The sequence below is a fragment of the Croceibacterium segetis genome, assembly GCF_011320115.1.
Classification (GTDB): Bacteria; Pseudomonadota; Alphaproteobacteria; order Sphingomonadales; family Sphingomonadaceae; genus Croceibacterium_B; species Croceibacterium_B segetis.
On the sequence record NZ_JAANOZ010000007.1, the window covers coordinates 147,830 to 164,309 of the forward strand.

The following is a 16,480-nucleotide window of genomic DNA, read 5'->3' on the forward strand; positions in this document are numbered from 1 at the left end:
GGCCTGAGATGCGGGGGAGGGGTCGCGGTCGTTTCGGCAATTACACCGCAGCCTTCGCCGCCATCCTCCTGCTCGGCAGCTGCGGACCGCTGATCCCGCCCGGCACGCAGCCCCGTCCGACGCCCACCCCTACCCCCTCAAGCGCCATCCTCGCCGGCGTCGCCGCCGGGCCGTCGCTCGCTTCCTACGGCATCGCCCAGGCCAAGGCCGCCGCCGCGCTCGCTTCGTTCCAGCTCAGTTGCCCGCAGCTCCTCCGCCGCGAGGACAAGAGCGGGCTGACCCGCCCCGAGGACTGGCAACCTGCCTGCGCCTCGGCCGCCACCTGGCCGAAAAGCGACGCGCTGGGCTTCTTCGAGCGCTGGTTCGAGGCCGCGCGCATCGGCGACGGCAAGAGCTTCGTCACCGGCTACTACGAGCCAGAAATCGCTGGGCAGCGGACCCAGGCGCCCGGATACGACGTGCAGGTCTACGGCCTGCCCACCGACCTCGTACGCGGCTGGCCCGACGAGACGCCGCCCGATCAGCGGACGGGACGCGCGCCGCTCGGCCGCTACGATGAAAGCGGCAAGTTCGTCTCCTATTTCAGCCGCGCCGAGATCGAGGCCGGAGCGCTCGCCGGCAAGGCACCGGTGATCGCCTGGGCGGCCGATCCGATCGACCTGTTCTTCGTCGAGATCCAGGGCTCCGGCCGTTTGCGCGCGCCCGACGGCAGCGTCATCCGGCTCGGCTACGCCGGGCAGAACGGGCGCGGCTATACCGGCATCGGCCAGGTGATGAAGCAGCGCGGACTGATCGGCGACGGCACGCCGTACCCGACATCGATGCAGGGGATCGTCCGCTACCTGCGCGACCATCCGGCCGAGGCCAAGGACATCATGGACCTCAACGAGAGCTGGGTGTTCTTCAGCGAAGTGCGCGGAGAAGGGCCGCTCGGATCGCTCGGCGTGCCGGTGCGGCCGCAGACGTCGGTCGCCGCCGACCCGGCGTTCGTCCCGCTCGGCGCGCCGGTGCTGATCGATGCCGACCGGCCGGAGGTCGATGGCCTGTGGGTGGCGCAGGACGTCGGCGGAGCGATCAAGGGCGCCAACCGCTTCGACAGCTTCTGGGGCGCGGGCGAGCAGGCGCGGCAAGTCGCCGGCGGAATGAGCGCGCGCGGCGATGCGCTGGTGCTGGTTCCCAAGGGCACGCTCGCGCGCCTCAACACGCGATGAAGCCGCCGCGCGGGCTGACCGCCGACGAGGCCGCCGCCTGGGCGCGCCTGGCAGCGACGGTGAAGCCGATGCGCGCGGTTCCTGTTCGCAAAGCGATTGAGCTGGTGGTTGAGCCCGCCGAGGCCGTGCCGAAACCCCCGAAAGGCCGCGTTCCACCGCCTCGCCCGCAACCGGTCGCCCCGCCTCCGCCGCCAGGGCCGGGCCTCGACTCCGCCTGGGAGCGCAAACTCACGCGCGGCACGCTTGCGCCCGACTTCACCCTCGACCTCCACGGCCACACGCTGGCCACGGCGCACACCCGGCTCGATCACGGACTCGCGCAGGCGAAGGCGCTCGGCGCACGGGTTGTGCTGGTGATAACCGGCAAGCCGCGCCCGGCAGAAGCCGCCGACCGGGGTGAGCGGCGGGGGGCGATCAGAGCCAAGGTGCTCGACTGGCTGGCGGTGGGCCCGCACGCCTCAAGCATCGCCGCCATAAGGAAAGCGCACCGCCGCCACGGGGGCGACGGTGCGCTGTACCTGGTCCTCAGAAAGGCTCGCTGAGGCTTACGCGGCCTTGTGGTACTTGGCGTAGTTGAGGTCGTAACGGTCGGCGTTCATGACCTTGGTCCAGGCCTTGACGAAGTCCTTGACGAACTTCTCCTGCCCGCCCTTCTGGGCATAGACCTCGCCGACCGCGCGGAGCTCCGAATTCGACCCGAAGATCAGGTCGGCCCGGGTGGCGCGCCATTTCTCCCCGCCTTCCTTGCGGTCGGTGGCGACGTACTCCTGGTCGTCCGATCCCTCGACCGCCTTCCAGACGTTGGTCATGTCGTAGAGATTGACGAAGAAGTCGTTGGTCAGCTGGCCGGAGCGCTTGGTGAAGTGGCCGTGGCCGCGCTCCCCGTGGTTGGCGCCGAGCACGCGCAAGCCGCCGATCAGCACGACCATCTCTGGCACCGAGAGACCGAGCAGGCTGGCCTTGTCGAGCATCATCTCCTCGACCTTCACCGCCAGCTTCTTCTTGCCGACGTAGTTGCGGAAGGCGTCGGCTTCGGGCTCCATCACCGCGAAGCTGTCGCCGTCGGTCTGCTCCTGCGTCGCGTCGCCGCGGCCGCCGGTGAAGGGTACCGGCACGTTGCCGCTGGCGTCCCTGATCGCCTTCTCGAGCGCGACCACGCCGCCGAGCACGATGGCATCGGCCAGCGACAGGTTGCCGCGCACCTCATCGAGCTTGGCGAGGACCATCGAGAGCATCGCGGGCTCGTTGACCTCCCAGTCCTTTTGCGGCGCGAAGCGGATGCGCGCGCCGTTGGCGCCGCCGCGGTGGTCGGACTTGCGGTAGGTCGAGGCGGAGGCCCAGGCGGTCTTGATCAGCTGGCTGACGGTGAGGCCGCTGTCGGCGATCCGCTTCTTCGCCGCCGCCACGTCGGCGTCGGACGGCATCGTCCCGGCGGGGATCGGGTCCTGCCAGATCAGGTCCTCGGCCGGCACTTCCGGCCCGAGGTACCGCGCCTTCGGCCCCATGTCGCGGTGGGTCAGCTTGAACCAGGCGCGGGCGAAGGCGTCCTTGAACGCTTCGTGGTCGTTCCTGAACTTCTCGCTGATCGCGCGCAGCTCGGGATCCATCTTGAGCGCCATGTCGGCGGTGGTCATCATCGTCGGGACCTTGATGTTCGGGTCCCACGCGGCCGGGGCCATGTCTTCCGGCTTCTGGTTGATCGGCTGCCACTGCTGGGCGCCCGCCGGGCTCTTCACCAGCTCGTAGTCGTAATCGAGCAGCAGGCGGAAGTAGTTCTGGCTCCAGTGGGTCGGGGTGTTGACCCACGATCCCTCGATGCCGCTGGTCACGGTGTGCTCGCCGCAGCCGCTCTCGTTGGTGCTGACCCAGCCGAAGCCCTGCGCGGCAAGATCGCCGCCGGCCGGGGCCGGGCCCAGCTTCGACGGGTCGCCGTTGCCGTGCGCCTTGCCGAAGGTGTGGCCGCCGGCGGTGAGAGCGACGGTCTCTTCATGGTTCATCGCCATGCGTTCGAACGTCACCTTGATGTCGCGCGCCGATTGCAGCGGGTCGGGGTTGCCGCCCGGGCCTTCGGGGTTGACGTAGATCAGGCCCATCTGGATCGCCGCGAGCGGGCCTTCGAGTTCTGCCAGGCCATGGTCGGGGTCGATGCGGGTCTGCACGCCTTCGTTGACCCATTTGTCCTCGCTGCCCCAGTAGATGTCGCGCTCGGGCTCGTAGACGTCGGCGCGGCCGCCGCCGAAGCCGAACACCGGGCCGCCCATGCTCTCGATGGCGACGTTGCCGGCAAGAATGAACAGGTCGGCCCACGAGATGTTCTGGCCGTACTTCTGCTTGATCGGCCACAGCAGGCGGCGGGCCTTGTCGAGGTTGCCGTTGTCGGGCCACGAATCGAGCGGGGCGAAGCGCTGCTGCCCGCTGTTGGCCCCGCCGCGCCCGTCGGCGGTGCGGTAGGTGCCGGCCGCGTGCCAGGCCATGCGGATGAAGAACGGGCCGTAGTGGCCGTAGTCGGCCGGCCACCAGGGTTGGCTGTCGGTCATCAGCGCGGTCAGGTCGGCCTTGAGGCCGTTGTAGTCGACCGCGTTGAACGCCTCGGCGTAGTCGAAATCCTCGCCCAGCGGATTGGTCGGCCCGTTGGGATTGAGGATCTCGGTCGCCAGCATTTCCGGCCACCAGTCGCGGTTGGTGCGGCCGAGCAGCGCGCGCACGCCGCCGCCATGGGGGACGGGGCAACCGCCTTCGATCGATCCGGTCTTGGCGTCCATGGGTGTCTCTCCTGTGTTGGGTTGAGCAGGCGCGACTCATGCCGCGCGAAAATGACGTGACGACACTAGCAAGCGGCGGGGCGAGGGCGAAGCGGGATAGTCCGATAAGGTTGAGCGAATAAATCAATCAACGCTGATTGATTTAGATCATCGATTAAAGCCGATCCGATTGAACGACCCTTCCGCTTGCCTGTAAGAGGCTGGACCGTTTCGGCTTCGGGGGGACAAGCCATGACCGCGCCTGCCATCGTTACCGTGCCCGCCGCCGCCCGCCGCTTCCGGCCGTCGTTCTTCTTCTGGATGACGCTGGCGATGTGCGTGTTCGTCTTCGGCGGATTCGGGATGCACTCCTTCCTGCCGGCTCTACGGGGCGATTTTCCGCCCGCGCCACCCATCGTCCATCTGCATGCGGTGATTTTCGTCAGCTGGATGATCCTGCTGGTGACGCAATCGGCGCTGGTCGGCGCGGGCAACGTCAGGCTTCACCGCAGCCTCGGCATGTGGGGCATCGCCCACGCCACCGCGATCATGATCTTCGGCCTCTCGCTGCAGCTGATCGCCACCCGCAGCGCGATGCTCAAGGGTCTCGCGCCGGGTACCGACGGGCTCTACCTCGGCCTGTGCGCCTTCGCCGGCTTCACGACCATGTTCACGCTGGCGATCCGCAACCGCCGGCGGCCGGAGATCCACAAGCGGCTGATCCTGTTCGCCATGCTCCCGGTGCTGCCGCCGGGGGTGAACCGTTTCTGGTCGGAGGCGCTCGGGCTGGCGCCCATTCCGGTGGTGCCGCTCTATCTCACGCTATGGTCGATGGCGCTGGCCATTCTGATCCACGAATGGCGCCGCACGGGCCGGATCAGCCGCTATTCGATGCTCGGCGCTGGGTGGATTTTGGTCGAGGGCGTGATGCACAACGTCGTGGTGCATTCGGCGCCGTTTGACCGGTTCGCGGCGGTTATTCTTGGCCTTGTCCACTATCGCTGACCTTCCGCCAGTCCGTGAGCCATTTGATTCTGACCCAAAGTACATAGGATATCCCTGCGAGCGATATCCCAAGCGCGGGAATTAGGACCGGCAATGACGATGAACCAGTCAAAGAGAACGCCCAGCATATGAGCCCAGCAGGGAGCAGCGGAAGAATCCAATTCGCTTCTTCCGCGTCACCCACGATTATCCTGCCGATGCCGGAATCGCGGGACTCCAATTTGCGAATGATACGGGCGCGATAGCGCTTCTCTAGTCTCATCTCGTGTCAGCTACCCACACTGCGCCCGGTGAAGCAGCTTGTGGTCGGCCAGCACCAGCGCCATCATCGCCGCGACGACCGGCGTGCCGCGGATGCCGACGCAGGGGTCGTGGCGGCCCTTGGTGGCGAGTTCGGTTGCTTCGCCCTCTCGCGTCACGGTCTCCTGCGCGATCAGGATCGAGCTGGTCGGCTTGAACGCCACGCGCACCACCACCGGCTGGCCGGTCGAGATGCCCCCGGCGATGCCGCCGGCATTGTTGGCGAGGAACTCGGGGCCCTCGGCGCCCGGCCGCATCGGGTCGGCGTTCTGCTCGCCGCGCAGGCGGGCGGCGGCGAAGCCGGTACCGATCTCGACCGCCTTGACCGCGTTGATGCCCATCATCCCGCTGGCGAGGTCGGCGTCGAGCTTGGCGTAGATCGGCGCGCCCCAGCCGGCGGGGACGCCCTCGGCCACGCATTCGACCACCGCGCCGAGGCTCGAGCCGTCGAGCCGCGCGTCGTCGACCAGCTTCTCCCACCGCTTGGCCGCCCACGCGTCGGGGCAGAAGAACGGGTTCTGGCCGATCTGCTCGGCGTCGAACGCCTCGCGGTCGATCGCATCGCCGCCGATCTCGCAGACGTAGGCGGTGATCTTTACCTCGGGGATCACCAGGCGCGCCACCGCGCCCGCCGCGACCCGCGCCGCCGTCTCGCGCGCCGAGCTGCGCCCGCCGCCGCGATAGTCGCGGAAGCCGTACTTGGCGTCGTAGGCATAGTCGGCGTGGCCCGGGCGATAGGCCTTGGCGACTTCCGAATAGTCCTTCGAACGCTGGTCGACGTTCTCGATCATCAGCGAAATCGGCGTGCCGGTCGTCTTGCCCTCGAACGTGCCTGACAGGATGCGGACCTCGTCCGGCTCCTTGCGCTGGGTGGTGAACTTGCTGGTCCCCGGCCGCCGCGCGTCGAGGAAGGGCTGGATCGCCGCCTCGTCGAGCGCGAGCCCCGGCGGGCATCCGTCGACCACGGCGCCGAGCGCCGGCCCGTGGCTCTCGCCCCAGGTGGTAAAGCGTAAGGACCGGCCGAAGGTGTTCCAGCTCATGGGCGGAGCGTTTGGCGCAACTGTGGGCGGCTGTCCATAATGGGCTGGCCAAACGGTTTGTTCGGGGGCAGGAACAAAACATGATTGCCAAGCTGACGGGCAGGCTCGACGAAACCGGCGCGGACTGGGCGGTGATCGACGTCGGCGGCGTGGGCTATCTCGTCCATTGCTCGTCGAAGACGCTCTCCGCGCTGGGTATCGCTGGCGATGACTGCACGCTGTTCACCGACCTGCAGGTCTCCGAGAACGACCTGCGCCTGCTCGGCTTCGCCACCGGGGAGGAGCGCGACTGGTTCCGCCTGCTGACCGGCGTGCAGGGCGTCGGCAGCAAAGTCGGCCTGGCGATCCTCTCGGCGCTTTCTCCGGCCGAGCTGCAAGCCGCCTGCGCCGCGCAGGACGCCGCGATGGTCGCCCGCGCGCAAGGCGTCGGCCCGAAGCTCGCCGGGCGGATCGTCAACGAGCTCAAGGACAAGGCCAGCGGGATGCCGGGCGGCGTCGCAGCGGCCGTGGCCGCGCCGGTCGGCAGCGCCAGCGCCGACGCGGTCTCGGCGCTGCAGAACCTCGGCTTCAAGCCCGCCGTCGCCGCGAGCGCAGTCGCGCATGCGCAGGCGGAGCTGGGAGTGGACGCGGGGTTGAACGACCTCGTCCGCGTGGCGCTGAAGAGGGCGGCGGGATGAGCCCAACATCCAGCCCTCCAGACCGTCACCCTGAACTTGTTTCAGGATCCATTGTGCCGTTTACCCGGAGCAAGCGGCGGCAAACCCAACCCAACAGCCAAGTCCTTCCACTCGGGGTTCGCGGCGTTGATCAGGTTGATCTTCCACTGCCGGTGCCAGCGCTTGAGCTGCTTCTCGCGCAGGATCGCCCGCTCCATGTCGCCGAACATCTCGAAGTGCACGAGGCGGTGAACCTTGTACCGCTTGGTGAACCCCGTCAGCAGCCCCTCGCGATGCTGCACGAGCCGCTGCAGCAGGTTCGAGGTGACGCCGATATAGATCGCCCCGTAGTACCCGTTCGAGAGGAGATAGACGCAAGGGTCGCGCTCTTGCCGCATGCTCCGGAGCGTGCCGAGAAATGGACCCTGAAACAAGTTCAGGGTGACGAAGAAAGGTTTGGAATGGTTCTAAAACCTTCCGTCCTCGAAACTCGTCATGCTGAACTCGTTTCAGCATCCATCTTGCCTGAAGCGCGGACCCATGACCGATAACCCCGCCCTCTCCCCCCAGCGCCAGCCTGAGGACCCCGACGCCGCGCTGCGGCCGAAGTCGCTCGGCGAGTTCGTCGGGCAGGAGGCGGCGCGGGAGAACTTGCGGGTGTTCATCGAGGCGGCGCGCCACCGCGGCGAGGCGATGGACCATGTCCTGTTCTTCGGTCCGCCGGGGCTCGGCAAGACCACGCTGGCGCAGATCGTCGCGCGCGAGATGGGCGTTGGTTTTCGCGCCACCAGCGGCCCGGTGATCGGCAAGACCGGCGACCTCGCCGCGCTCCTGACCAACCTCGAGCCGCACGACGTGCTGTTCATCGACGAGATCCACCGGCTCAATCCGGTCGTCGAGGAAGTGCTCTACCCGGCGATGGAGGACCGCGCGCTCGACCTGATCATCGGCGAGGGGCCTTCGGCGCGTTCGGTGCGGATCGACCTGCCGCCGTTCACCCTGATCGGCGCGACCACCCGCCAGGGGCTGCTGACGACGCCGCTGCGCGACCGCTTCGGCATCCCGGTGCGGCTCAACTTCTACACCGTCGAGGAACTCGAGCGGGTGGTGCAGCGCGGCGCGCGGATGCTCAACGTGGCCGTCGATCCAGCGGGCGCGCGCGAGATCGCCCGCCGCGCGCGCGGGACGCCGCGGGTGGCGGGACGGCTGCTGCGGCGGGTGCGCGACTTCGCCCATGTCGCCGGGTCGCCGACGGTTACCGCCGAAGTGGCCGATGCCGCGCTGACGAAGCTCGAGGTCGATGCCCTCGGCCTCGATGCTATGGACCGGCGCTACCTCACGATGATCGCCGACATCTACAAGGGCGGCCCGGTCGGGGTGGAAACCCTTGCCGCTGGCCTCGCCGAGCCGCGCGACACGGTCGAGGACGTGATCGAGCCGTTCCTGATCCAGCTCGGCCTCGTCGCCCGCACCGCGCGCGGGCGCTGCCTGAACGACGGCGGCTGGAAGCACCTCGGGCTCAACCCGCCGACGGGCTCGCAGACCGGGCTGTTCGATTCCGGCGAAGGTGGAAAGTGAGCAGGCGCATTCGTTAACGGCGCCTCCGCTTCGGTTCCATAACGGGACAAGGCGCGGCCAAGCCCCGGAATTAGCGCAAGAAAATCGCTCCCAGGACCCGGATTCGTGGTTAATCCGGTTGCCGCGCCGGCGGTTTGCGCGGTTCTTGGCGGCAACGGGTCAAGCCGGTGCGGTCTTGTCGCACGGTCAGGGAACACCCGTCGAAGCTGAGGAAAGCCCATGTCGGTACGAACGGCCCTGGCGAAACTGTCCGCGATCGCTGCGGGCGGCGCGATCGCCGTCGGCGGCGCGGTTCACGTCGCCGAAGCTCCGGCGGCGGAAGTGCGCAGCACCAAGTCGGTCAAGCAGGTCAAGACGGCCAGGCCGGTGAAGTACACCAAGGTCGCCCGCAAGACCGTTCCGCGCACGATCAAGCGCGTGCACCGCACTGTGACTTACGAATGCGAGGCGCCCAAGCGCCTGGTCGAGCACGAAGGCGAGAAGGCCTGCGTCGAGGAGCAGCAGTTCGCGATGGTGCCGCTGCCGGCGCCCGCGGCGGGCGCCTTCGTCGCCGGCGGCGGCGGGGTTCCGGCGGTGATCGGCGGATCGAGCGGAGGCGGCTTTGCCGGCGGGTTCTTCGGCGGCTTCGTCGGCGGCTCGAGCGGCGGCGGGCACGTGTCGATCAGCTCGACCACCACCACCAGCGGCTCGTCGTCGGGCAGCTCGAGCAGCAGCGGCGGGACGATCATCAACGTCAACGGCAGCTCGACTTCGACCTCGACCAGCACCGGGGGCTCGTCGACATCGACTTCGACCGGCGGCTCTTCGACCTCGACCTCGGGCAACGTCTCGACCAGCACCTCGACCTCGGGCAACGTGACCTCGAGCACGTCGACCAGTTCGTCGACCTCGAGCTCGACCAGCTCGTCGACCAGCACCTCCAGCTCGACCAGCTCGAGCACCAGCACCAGCTCGGGCACCCAGGTTCCCGAACCGCCGATGGTCGCGCTTTTCGCGATGGGTGCGCTCGCGGTGTTCAGCCGCCGGCGCAAGCCAAAGGCTGCGAGCCCCGCCGTGTGATGCCCTTCCCGGCGCGGGCTTAAGGGGAGGGCGGTCTGGGGGGACCGCCCTCTTCCTATCCGCCGTCGCCGAGCGAGAACAGCCGCTCGACCGGCTCGCCGAGCGCGCGGGCGAGCTTGAGCGCGACCACCGTGGAAGGAACGAACACGCCGTTCTCGACCGTGTTCACGGTCTTCCGGCTCATACCGATCAAGTCCGCGAGCTGGGCCTGGGTGAGGCCCTTGGCCTCGCGGGCGATGCGGACGCGGTTGCTCAGCTGGTCAGCCAAGAGCGCGCCGTTCGACGAAGCCGAAGCGGAGCAGGGCGGTGACCAACCCCGCGCTGGCGATGATGTGGATTACTTCGCGCGTCGTCGCGCCACCGGGGGCGAAGGATTCGAGCGCGAACAGCGCGATCGCCGCGGCGATCGCCATCGTGAAGCCCCAGGTCAGCGCGCTCGCGCGGTTGGCCAGCGTCACCTCGTCGTTCATCAGCTCGCGCACCTCGCGCGAGCGAAACCAGAAGCCCCCGGTCACCAGGCCGGCCAGGATCACCGTCGCCAGCATGATCCAGCCGCTGTTGCGCACCAGGTCCACGGTGCGCAGGCGATCGCCCGAGTTGAAGAACGCGGCCTGCTGGATCAGCACGAACACCGCGAGCACCGGCAGCATGCGGGCGCGGCGGCGGTTGAGCCGGTCGGCCATTTCGACATTGGAAAGCGGCATGATATGAACTCCCCTGTGTAACCTCTGGGTTACATGTAACCTGTGGGTTACATCGATGTCAAGCGGACCTGTTGACCGCCCACCATCCGCGGTGGCAGACCCCTGCAGCGGGTCGGGTGGGGGAATTTCATGCGCAACGCGATCGCCTTCATCGCAATTCTCGGATCGGTCGGCACAAGTGGGCCGGCAATGGCCCAGGCGGCGACGGCGCCCGGCACCACGCCATCCGCCGAACGCTGCGTACGGTATCAGGGCGAGTACGAGAAACTGGAAAAGCGCCTCGCGCAAAGCGCCGCTGAAGGCGCACTCGGTTCCGCCAAATCGCTCAAGCTACGCTCTGTCGAGGACGCGAGCCTCGTTGCGCTCGCGCAATTCTCGCTGGACGGCCTCAAGTCGGCCGGCTGCCCCCTTCCGGACGGCCCGCCGTCGGCGCTGCCGTTCCTGCTCGCCGCGCTGAAATGCGAAAGGGCCAGGCACGCCAACGGCCAGGCCGCGCCGCCCCCAGCTTGCGATCAGGCGCGCTGGCTGCCGTTCAAGGAATAAGCCTGCCAGCCTAGGCCGCGAGCTTCCTCAGCACGTACTGGAGGATCCCGCCGTGGAGGTAGTACTCCATCTCGTTGGCGGTATCGATCCGGCACTTGGCGGAGAAGGTGAAGGCCTCGCCGGTCGCGCGGGTGACTTCGACCTCGACGTCCTGGCCCGGCGCCAGCTCGGCGAGGCCGTGGATGGTGAAGCTGTCGTCGCCGGTGAGCTTGAGGCTCGCGCGGGTGTCGCCGTCCTTGAACTGCAGCGGCAGCACGCCCATGCCGACGAGGTTCGAGCGGTGGATGCGCTCGAAGCTCTCGACGATCACCGCCCGCACGCCCAGGAGGATCGTGCCCTTGGCGGCCCAGTCGCGGCTCGAGCCGGTGCCGTATTCCTTGCCCGCGATCACCACCAGCGGGGTGCCGTCCTGCTTGTGCTTCATCGCCGCGTCGTAGATCGGCATGACCTCGCCATTGTACTTGGTCATGCCGCCTTCGACGCCGGGGACCATCTCGTTCTTGATTCGAATGTTGGCGAAAGTGCCGCGCATCATCACTTCGTGGTTGCCGCGGCGGCTGCCGTAGGAATTGAAGTCGCTGCGGGCGACCTGGTGGCTCAGCAGGTATTCGCCCGCCGGGCTGTCGGCCTTGATCGAGCCGGCCGGGCTGATGTGGTCGGTGGTCACCGAATCGCCGAGGATCGCCAGCGGCTTGGCATCGACGATGTCGACGACCGGCACCGGGTCCATCGTCATCCCCTCGAAGTACGGCGGGTTGGCGATGTAGGTGCTGCCGGCGCGCCAGGAGTAAGTGTCGGACCCTTCGACGACCAGCTTCCGCCAGTGCTCGTCGCCCTTGTAGACGTCGGCATAGCGTGCCTCGAACATCGAGCGGTCGATCGCGGCGGCGCGGACCTTGGCGATCTCGTCGTTGGTCGGCCAGATGTCCTTGAGGAAGACGTCGGCACCGGCCTGGTCCTGTCCGATCGGGGTGTCGATCATGTCCTCGGTGACCGTGCCCCTGAGCGCGTAGGCGACCACCAGCGGCGGGCTGGCGAGGAAGTTCGCGCGCACGTCGGGGCTCACCCGGCCTTCGAAGTTGCGGTTGCCCGAGAGCACCGAGGCGGCGACGATGTCGTTCTTGTTGATCGCGTTGCTGATCGGTTCGGCGAGCGGACCCGAGTTGCCGATGCAGGTGGTGCAGCCGTAGCCGACGAGATCGAAGCCGATCGCGTTGAGGTCGGCCTGCAATCCCGCCTTGATGAGGTAGTCGGTGACCACCTGCGAGCCGGGCGCGAGGCTGGTCTTGACCCACGGCTTGGGTTTGAGGCCTTTGGCGTGCGCCTTTCTGGCGACGAGTCCGGCGGCGATCATCACGTCGGGATTGCTGGTGTTGGTGCAGCTGGTGATCGCGGCGATGACCACGTCGCCGTCGCCGACGTCGTGCTCGGCGCCGTCGACCGCGCAGCGCCGCGCGGAGGCCTTGCCGTAGAGGGTCTTGAGGTCCTCGTTGAACAGCTCGTCGACTTGCGGCAGCGCGACCTTGTCCTGCGGGCGCCGCGGACCGGCGAGCGAGGGAACCACGGTGCCGAGGTCGAGCTCGAGGGTATCGGTGAACACCGGGTCTTCGTTGGCCGGGTCGGCCCAGAGGCCCTGCTCCCTGGCGTAGGCCTCGACCAGCGCGAGCTGCTCCTCGCTGCGGCCGGTCAGGGCCATGTACTCGAGCGTCTTGTCGTCGATCCCGAAGAACCCGCAGGTCGCGCCGTATTCGGGGGCCATGTTGGCCAGCGTCGCACGGTCGGCGAGGCTGAGCGAGGCGAGGCCGGGGCCGAAGTATTCGACGAAACGTCCGACCACGCCCTTGGCGCGGAGCATCTGCGTGCAGGTCAGCACGAGGTCGGTCGCGGTGACGCCCTCGGCCAGCCGCCCGGTAAACTTGAAACCGACGACTTCGGGGATCAGCATCGAGATCGGCTGGCCGAGCATCGCCGCCTCGGCCTCGATGCCGCCGACGCCCCAGCCGAGCACGCCGAGGCCGTTGACCATCGTGGTGTGGCTGTCGGTGCCGACGCAGGTGTCGGGATAGGCGACCAGGTTCCCGTCCTGGTCCTCGCTCGACCACACGCCTTGCGCGATATGCTCGAGGTTGACCTGGTGGCAGATGCCGGTGCCGGGAGGAACGGCGCTGAAGTTGTCGAGGCTCTTCGAGCCCCACTTGAGGAAGTCGTAGCGCTCGGCGTTGCGCTGGTATTCGAGCGCGACGTTGTTCTCGAAAGCCTTGGGCGTGCCGAACTCGTCGACCATCACCGAGTGGTCGATGACGAGGTGGACGGGTACTTGCGGGTTGATCTTATGGGTGTCGCCGCCGAGCGCCTTGATCGCGTCGCGCATCGCGGCAAGGTCGACCACGCACGGCACGCCGGTGAAATCCTGCAACAGCACCCGGCCAGGGCGGTACTGGATTTCCTTGCCGGTGACCGGACTCTTGAGCCAATCGGCGATCGCCTGGACGTCGCCGAGCGAAACGGTGAAGCCGGCGTCCTCGAAGCGCAGGAGGTTCTCGAGCAGGACCTTCATGCTGAACGGCAGGCGGGCCACGTCGCCGATCTTCTCGGCGGCCTTCTTGAGCGAGTAGTAGGCATAGCTCTTGCCGCCGACTTTAAGGGTGCTGCGGGTATCGAGCGAATTCTTGCCGACCTGAGTCATTGCGCGGTGAGCCTCCTGTTTCGCGTCCGGCCGGGGGAGTCGCGTCAATCGCGGGGGAGGGGCCGGAATTTGCCGCGCACCTGCGCGTTCCGAGGCGCAAAATCAAGGGCGGCGGGATTGGAACCGCCGCCGCGAGCGGCTAGTTTCGCTTGGGAAGGAACAAGCTCGATATGCCCATCGGCCCGCCGGGACGACCGCGCGAACCGCTCCACGTCGTCGCCATGGCGCTGGCGCTGCTGCTGGCGGCGTTCGCCGGCGGGGCTCTCGGGCTGATCTGGCACAAGCTCGCCGGAGAGGGGAAGCCGGTCGAAACCACGACCGCCAACCTGGGCGGCTAGGCGGCGCTCTGCTCGGGCCGCTTCTTCGGGGCGGCGATCCAGCAGCCGAGCACGATCAGCGCGGCGCCGGCGAGAGTCGGCGGGGTCACCGGTTCGCGGAAGAACAGCCAGCCGAACAGGCACGCCCACAGGAACCCCGAGTATTCCAGCGGCACCAGCACTTGCGCCTCGGCGCGGGCATAGCCCCAGGCGAGGACCATCGACGCGGCGACCGCCAGCACGGCGGCCCCGGCGATCCACGCCCAGGCATCGCCGGTGGGCATCGCCAGCAGCCACGGCGCGCCGAGCGCCAGGACCCCGCCGACGACGGCGTTCTGGAACATGGCCACTTCCGCCGGGCGGGCGAGCAGGGCCTGCTGGCGCTGCAGCACGAGGTTCCAGGCGTAGAGCAGCGACGAGGCAAGCACCGCGGCAATTCCCCAGCCGGTGTCCTGGCTTACCCCGCCGCTGTTCAGCCGCGCCGCGGCTATGATGACGACGCCGGCGATGCCGAGCAGGGAGGCGGCCACCGCCGGCCTGGCGATCCGCTCGCCGAGCAGCAGCGCCGCGAGATAGAGCGCGACCAGCGGGGCGACGAAGCTGAGGGCGATGGCCTCGGCCAGCGGCAGCCGGGCGATGCCCCAGAAGAAGGTGAACGCCATTCCCGCCGCGACCGTGCCGCGCAGCAAGTGGAGGAGCACGGTCGAAGCGGCCGGCCGGCGGGGCCGGGTGGCGAGCCACAGCGGCGCGGCGAGTGCGAGGCCGATCGCGCTGCGGATCAGAAGCGCCGAATAGGCCCCGACCGCCAGCGAGGCGCCCTTCATCAGGGCGTCCATCAGCGAGAACAGGCCGATCCCGACGAGCACGGTGGCGAAAGGCGTGACGGGGCGCACCCTGAACCTTTAGACGGTGGACGATTCAGCCGCCAGTCAGCCGCGCCGGTTGATGCTCGGCCCCCAAATAAGCTAAACAGGAGCGTCGCGAGAGGGCCAGGTCCCCGCGGCGAACAGGGCAAATACGATGACAGGCATTTCGCGCACCTTTTCGCTTACGGCGCTGTCCGCGCTCGCGCTGGCGAGCACCGCCTTCGCGCAGGCCGCGAAGGATCCCGGCGCGCAGTTCGACAAGGTGCTGCCGCAAAAGGTGCTCGAGGACGACGCGGTCCCGGTCACCTCGCATCCGGTGGTCCAGCCGCTTCCCGCCGCCGCGCCGCAGTATCCGGTCGTCCAGCAGTGGACCGCCGGCGACGCGAAGAAGCTGCTCACGGCGATCCAGGCGATCGGCGCCGAAGGCCTCGATCCGCTCGATTATCATCCCGCCGCGCTCGAGCAGGCGCTCGCCTTCGGCCCCGGGCCCGAGCTCGACCAGGTCGCCAGCGAGAGCTTCGCCTGGCTGGTCGAGGACTTGCGCGACGGGCGCACCCCGATGCAGGCGCGCAAGCAGTGGTTCGTGGTCGATCCCGATCCCGACCTGATGCCGACAGGCCTGGTGATGACGAACGCGCTCGCCAGCCACGACATCGCCGGCACGCTCGCCGCGCTCGATCCGACGCACCCCGACTACGCCGCGCTCAAGGCCGAGCTGGCCACCTCCACCGACGCCAAGCGGCGCAAGCTGATCCGCGCCAACATGGATCGCTGGCGCTGGCTCGGGCGCGATCTGGGCGGGCAGTACCTGATCACCAACGTCCCCGAGTTCCAGCTGCGGCTGACGGTCAACGACCACATCATCCGCACCTACAAGACCATCGTCGGCAAGCCGGGCAAGACGGCCACGCCGCAGCTCGCCGAGACGGTCGAGGGGGTGATCTTCAACCCCACGTGGTCGGTGCCGCAGTCGATCGTCGTCGGCGAGGGGCTCGGCGCGAAAGTCATGGCCAATCCGGCCTGGGCCAAGACCGCCGGCTACAAGGGCACCAAGACCGCCGACGGGACGATCTACGTGGTCCAGCAGCCGGGGCCGACCAACTCGCTGGGCGTGGTCAAGCTCGACATGCCCAACCCGCATGCGATCTTCCTCCACGACACTCCGGCGCGGGGCCTGTTCGCCCAGGCCAACCGCGCCCTCAGCCACGGCTGCATCCGCACCGAGCGCGCGCTCGAGCTGGGGATGACCATCGCCATCCTCGGCCAGGGCGCGAGCAAGGACGAGGCGATCGCGATCTCGACTTCGGGCGAATACAAGCGCGTGCCGGTGGTCAAGACGATGCCGGTCTACATCACCTATTTCACGATGGGCCGCGACATCGAGGGCAACTTGCGCACCTTCACGGACATCTACGGCCGCGACGCCCCGGTGCTCGCCGCGCTCGACGCCCCGCGCGTCGCCAACCGCGCGCGCAAGAGCAGCGAAAAGGTCGAAGCGATCGTCGACGACCTGAAGACCTCTTGATTTAACCTCAAGCGCCGGCGCCGGGCATCCGCCCGGCCAGGCTTCCCTCGCATAAGCCCGGGCGGCGGTTCGGCCTTGCGGCGCGCTAGTCGCGGGCCGAGTTCGGCAGCATTGGCATTTCACCTGAAAATCCAACATCGCCGGGCGTGCGAAGGCCCCGGGCGGGGCGAACCCGTCCGAGGCCTCGACGTGAGGACCTTCGCGGCCGGCGCGGCGTCAGTCCGGACGCAGCGCAGGGGCGGGCGGCGG

Annotated in this window: 16 protein-coding genes; 9 read left to right on the top strand and 7 right to left on the bottom strand. The window is 68.3% G+C overall.

Going from position 1 to position 16,480, the window contains the following annotated elements; translation table 11 throughout:
• Positions 1-8: 8 nt before the first annotated feature.
• Both mltA and G7B69_RS10300 read left to right on the top strand, forming a co-directional pair.
• Positions 9-1,211: a murein transglycosylase A gene (gene mltA / locus G7B69_RS10295; RefSeq protein ID WP_166178879.1), complete on the top strand. Its 1,203-nt coding sequence runs from the start codon at positions 9-11 to the stop codon at positions 1,209-1,211.
• Positions 1,208-1,753 carry a Smr/MutS family protein gene (locus G7B69_RS10300; protein ID WP_166178881.1) on the top strand — a complete coding sequence of 182 codons (546 nt, stop codon included), beginning with the start codon at positions 1,208-1,210 and terminating at the stop codon, positions 1,751-1,753. Before mltA ends, G7B69_RS10300 begins: the two co-directional genes overlap by 4 nt.
• A 3-nt stretch (positions 1,754-1,756) precedes the next feature.
• Here the strand turns inward: G7B69_RS10300 and katG are convergent, their stop codons facing one another.
• Positions 1,757-3,973: a catalase/peroxidase HPI gene (katG, locus tag G7B69_RS10305; protein ID WP_166178883.1), complete on the bottom strand. Its 2,217-nt coding sequence runs from the start codon at positions 3,971-3,973 to the stop codon at positions 1,757-1,759.
• Positions 3,974-4,204: 231 nt separating this feature from the next.
• Here katG and G7B69_RS10310 point away from each other — a divergent pair, with 231 nt between their 5' ends.
• The gene (locus G7B69_RS10310) at positions 4,205-4,957 is read left to right on the top strand and encodes a hypothetical protein (RefSeq protein ID WP_166178885.1); all 753 of its coding nucleotides are present in this window, start codon (positions 4,205-4,207) and stop codon (positions 4,955-4,957) included.
• Positions 4,958-5,229: 272 nt separating this feature from the next.
• On the opposite strand, the gene aroC is transcribed toward G7B69_RS10310, so the two are convergent.
• Positions 5,230-6,297, bottom strand: coding sequence for a chorismate synthase (gene aroC, locus G7B69_RS10315; protein ID WP_166178887.1), 1,068 nt, complete (start codon positions 6,295-6,297; stop codon positions 5,230-5,232).
• An 80-nt stretch (positions 6,298-6,377) separates the two neighbouring features.
• Between aroC and ruvA the strand changes: the two genes are divergently transcribed.
• Entirely contained in the window at positions 6,378-6,974 is a 597-nt protein-coding gene (gene ruvA, locus G7B69_RS10320) for a Holliday junction branch migration protein RuvA (protein ID WP_166178889.1), read from the top strand.
• Between the two features lie 41 nt (positions 6,975-7,015).
• On the opposite strand, the gene G7B69_RS10325 is transcribed toward ruvA, so the two are convergent.
• On the bottom strand, positions 7,016-7,351 hold the full coding sequence (locus G7B69_RS10325) for a GIY-YIG nuclease family protein (protein ID WP_166178891.1): 336 nt from the start codon (positions 7,349-7,351) through the stop codon (positions 7,016-7,018).
• 142 nt (positions 7,352-7,493) lie between these two features.
• Here G7B69_RS10325 and ruvB point away from each other — a divergent pair, with 142 nt between their 5' ends.
• Both ruvB and G7B69_RS16945 read left to right on the top strand, forming a co-directional pair.
• On the top strand, positions 7,494-8,531 hold the full coding sequence (ruvB, locus tag G7B69_RS10330) for a Holliday junction branch migration DNA helicase RuvB (protein WP_166178893.1): 1,038 nt from the start codon (positions 7,494-7,496) through the stop codon (positions 8,529-8,531).
• Positions 8,532-8,750: 219 nt separating this feature from the next.
• Positions 8,751-9,590, top strand: coding sequence for a PEP-CTERM sorting domain-containing protein (locus tag G7B69_RS16945; protein WP_166178895.1), 840 nt, complete (start codon positions 8,751-8,753; stop codon positions 9,588-9,590).
• Between the two features lie 55 nt (positions 9,591-9,645).
• Here the strand turns inward: G7B69_RS16945 and G7B69_RS10340 are convergent, their stop codons facing one another.
• Complete coding sequence (locus G7B69_RS10340; protein ID WP_166178897.1) at positions 9,646-9,858, bottom strand: helix-turn-helix transcriptional regulator; 213 nt, start codon at positions 9,856-9,858, stop codon at positions 9,646-9,648.
• A complete protein-coding gene (locus tag G7B69_RS10345) occupies positions 9,851-10,294 on the bottom strand; it encodes a hypothetical protein (protein ID WP_166178899.1) in 444 nt (147 codons plus the stop codon). The genes G7B69_RS10340 and G7B69_RS10345 overlap by 8 nt, the downstream gene beginning before the upstream one ends.
• A 189-nt stretch (positions 10,295-10,483) precedes the next feature.
• Here G7B69_RS10345 and G7B69_RS10350 point away from each other — a divergent pair, with 189 nt between their 5' ends.
• On the top strand, positions 10,484-10,837 hold the full coding sequence (locus G7B69_RS10350) for a hypothetical protein (RefSeq protein ID WP_166178901.1): 354 nt from the start codon (positions 10,484-10,486) through the stop codon (positions 10,835-10,837).
• 10 nt (positions 10,838-10,847) lie between these two features.
• Here G7B69_RS10350 and acnA read toward each other — a convergent pair whose 3' ends face one another.
• On the bottom strand, positions 10,848-13,523 hold the full coding sequence (acnA, locus tag G7B69_RS10355) for an aconitate hydratase AcnA (protein ID WP_166178903.1): 2,676 nt from the start codon (positions 13,521-13,523) through the stop codon (positions 10,848-10,850).
• Between the two features lie 170 nt (positions 13,524-13,693).
• Between acnA and G7B69_RS10360 the strand changes: the two genes are divergently transcribed.
• The gene (locus G7B69_RS10360; RefSeq protein WP_166178905.1) at positions 13,694-13,861 is read left to right on the top strand and encodes a hypothetical protein; all 168 of its coding nucleotides are present in this window, start codon (positions 13,694-13,696) and stop codon (positions 13,859-13,861) included.
• Here the strand turns inward: G7B69_RS10360 and G7B69_RS10365 are convergent.
• Entirely contained in the window at positions 13,858-14,733 is an 876-nt protein-coding gene (locus G7B69_RS10365; protein WP_243415109.1) for a DMT family transporter, read from the bottom strand. The two genes, G7B69_RS10360 and G7B69_RS10365, sit on opposite strands and share 4 nt — an antisense overlap.
• A gap of 127 nt (positions 14,734-14,860) precedes the next feature.
• On the opposite strand from G7B69_RS10365, the gene G7B69_RS10370 reads away from it, so the two are divergent.
• Positions 14,861-16,231 carry a L,D-transpeptidase family protein gene (locus G7B69_RS10370; RefSeq protein ID WP_166178907.1) on the top strand — a complete coding sequence of 457 codons (1,371 nt, stop codon included), beginning with the start codon at positions 14,861-14,863 and terminating at the stop codon, positions 16,229-16,231.
• Positions 16,232-16,480 lie beyond the last annotated feature (249 nt).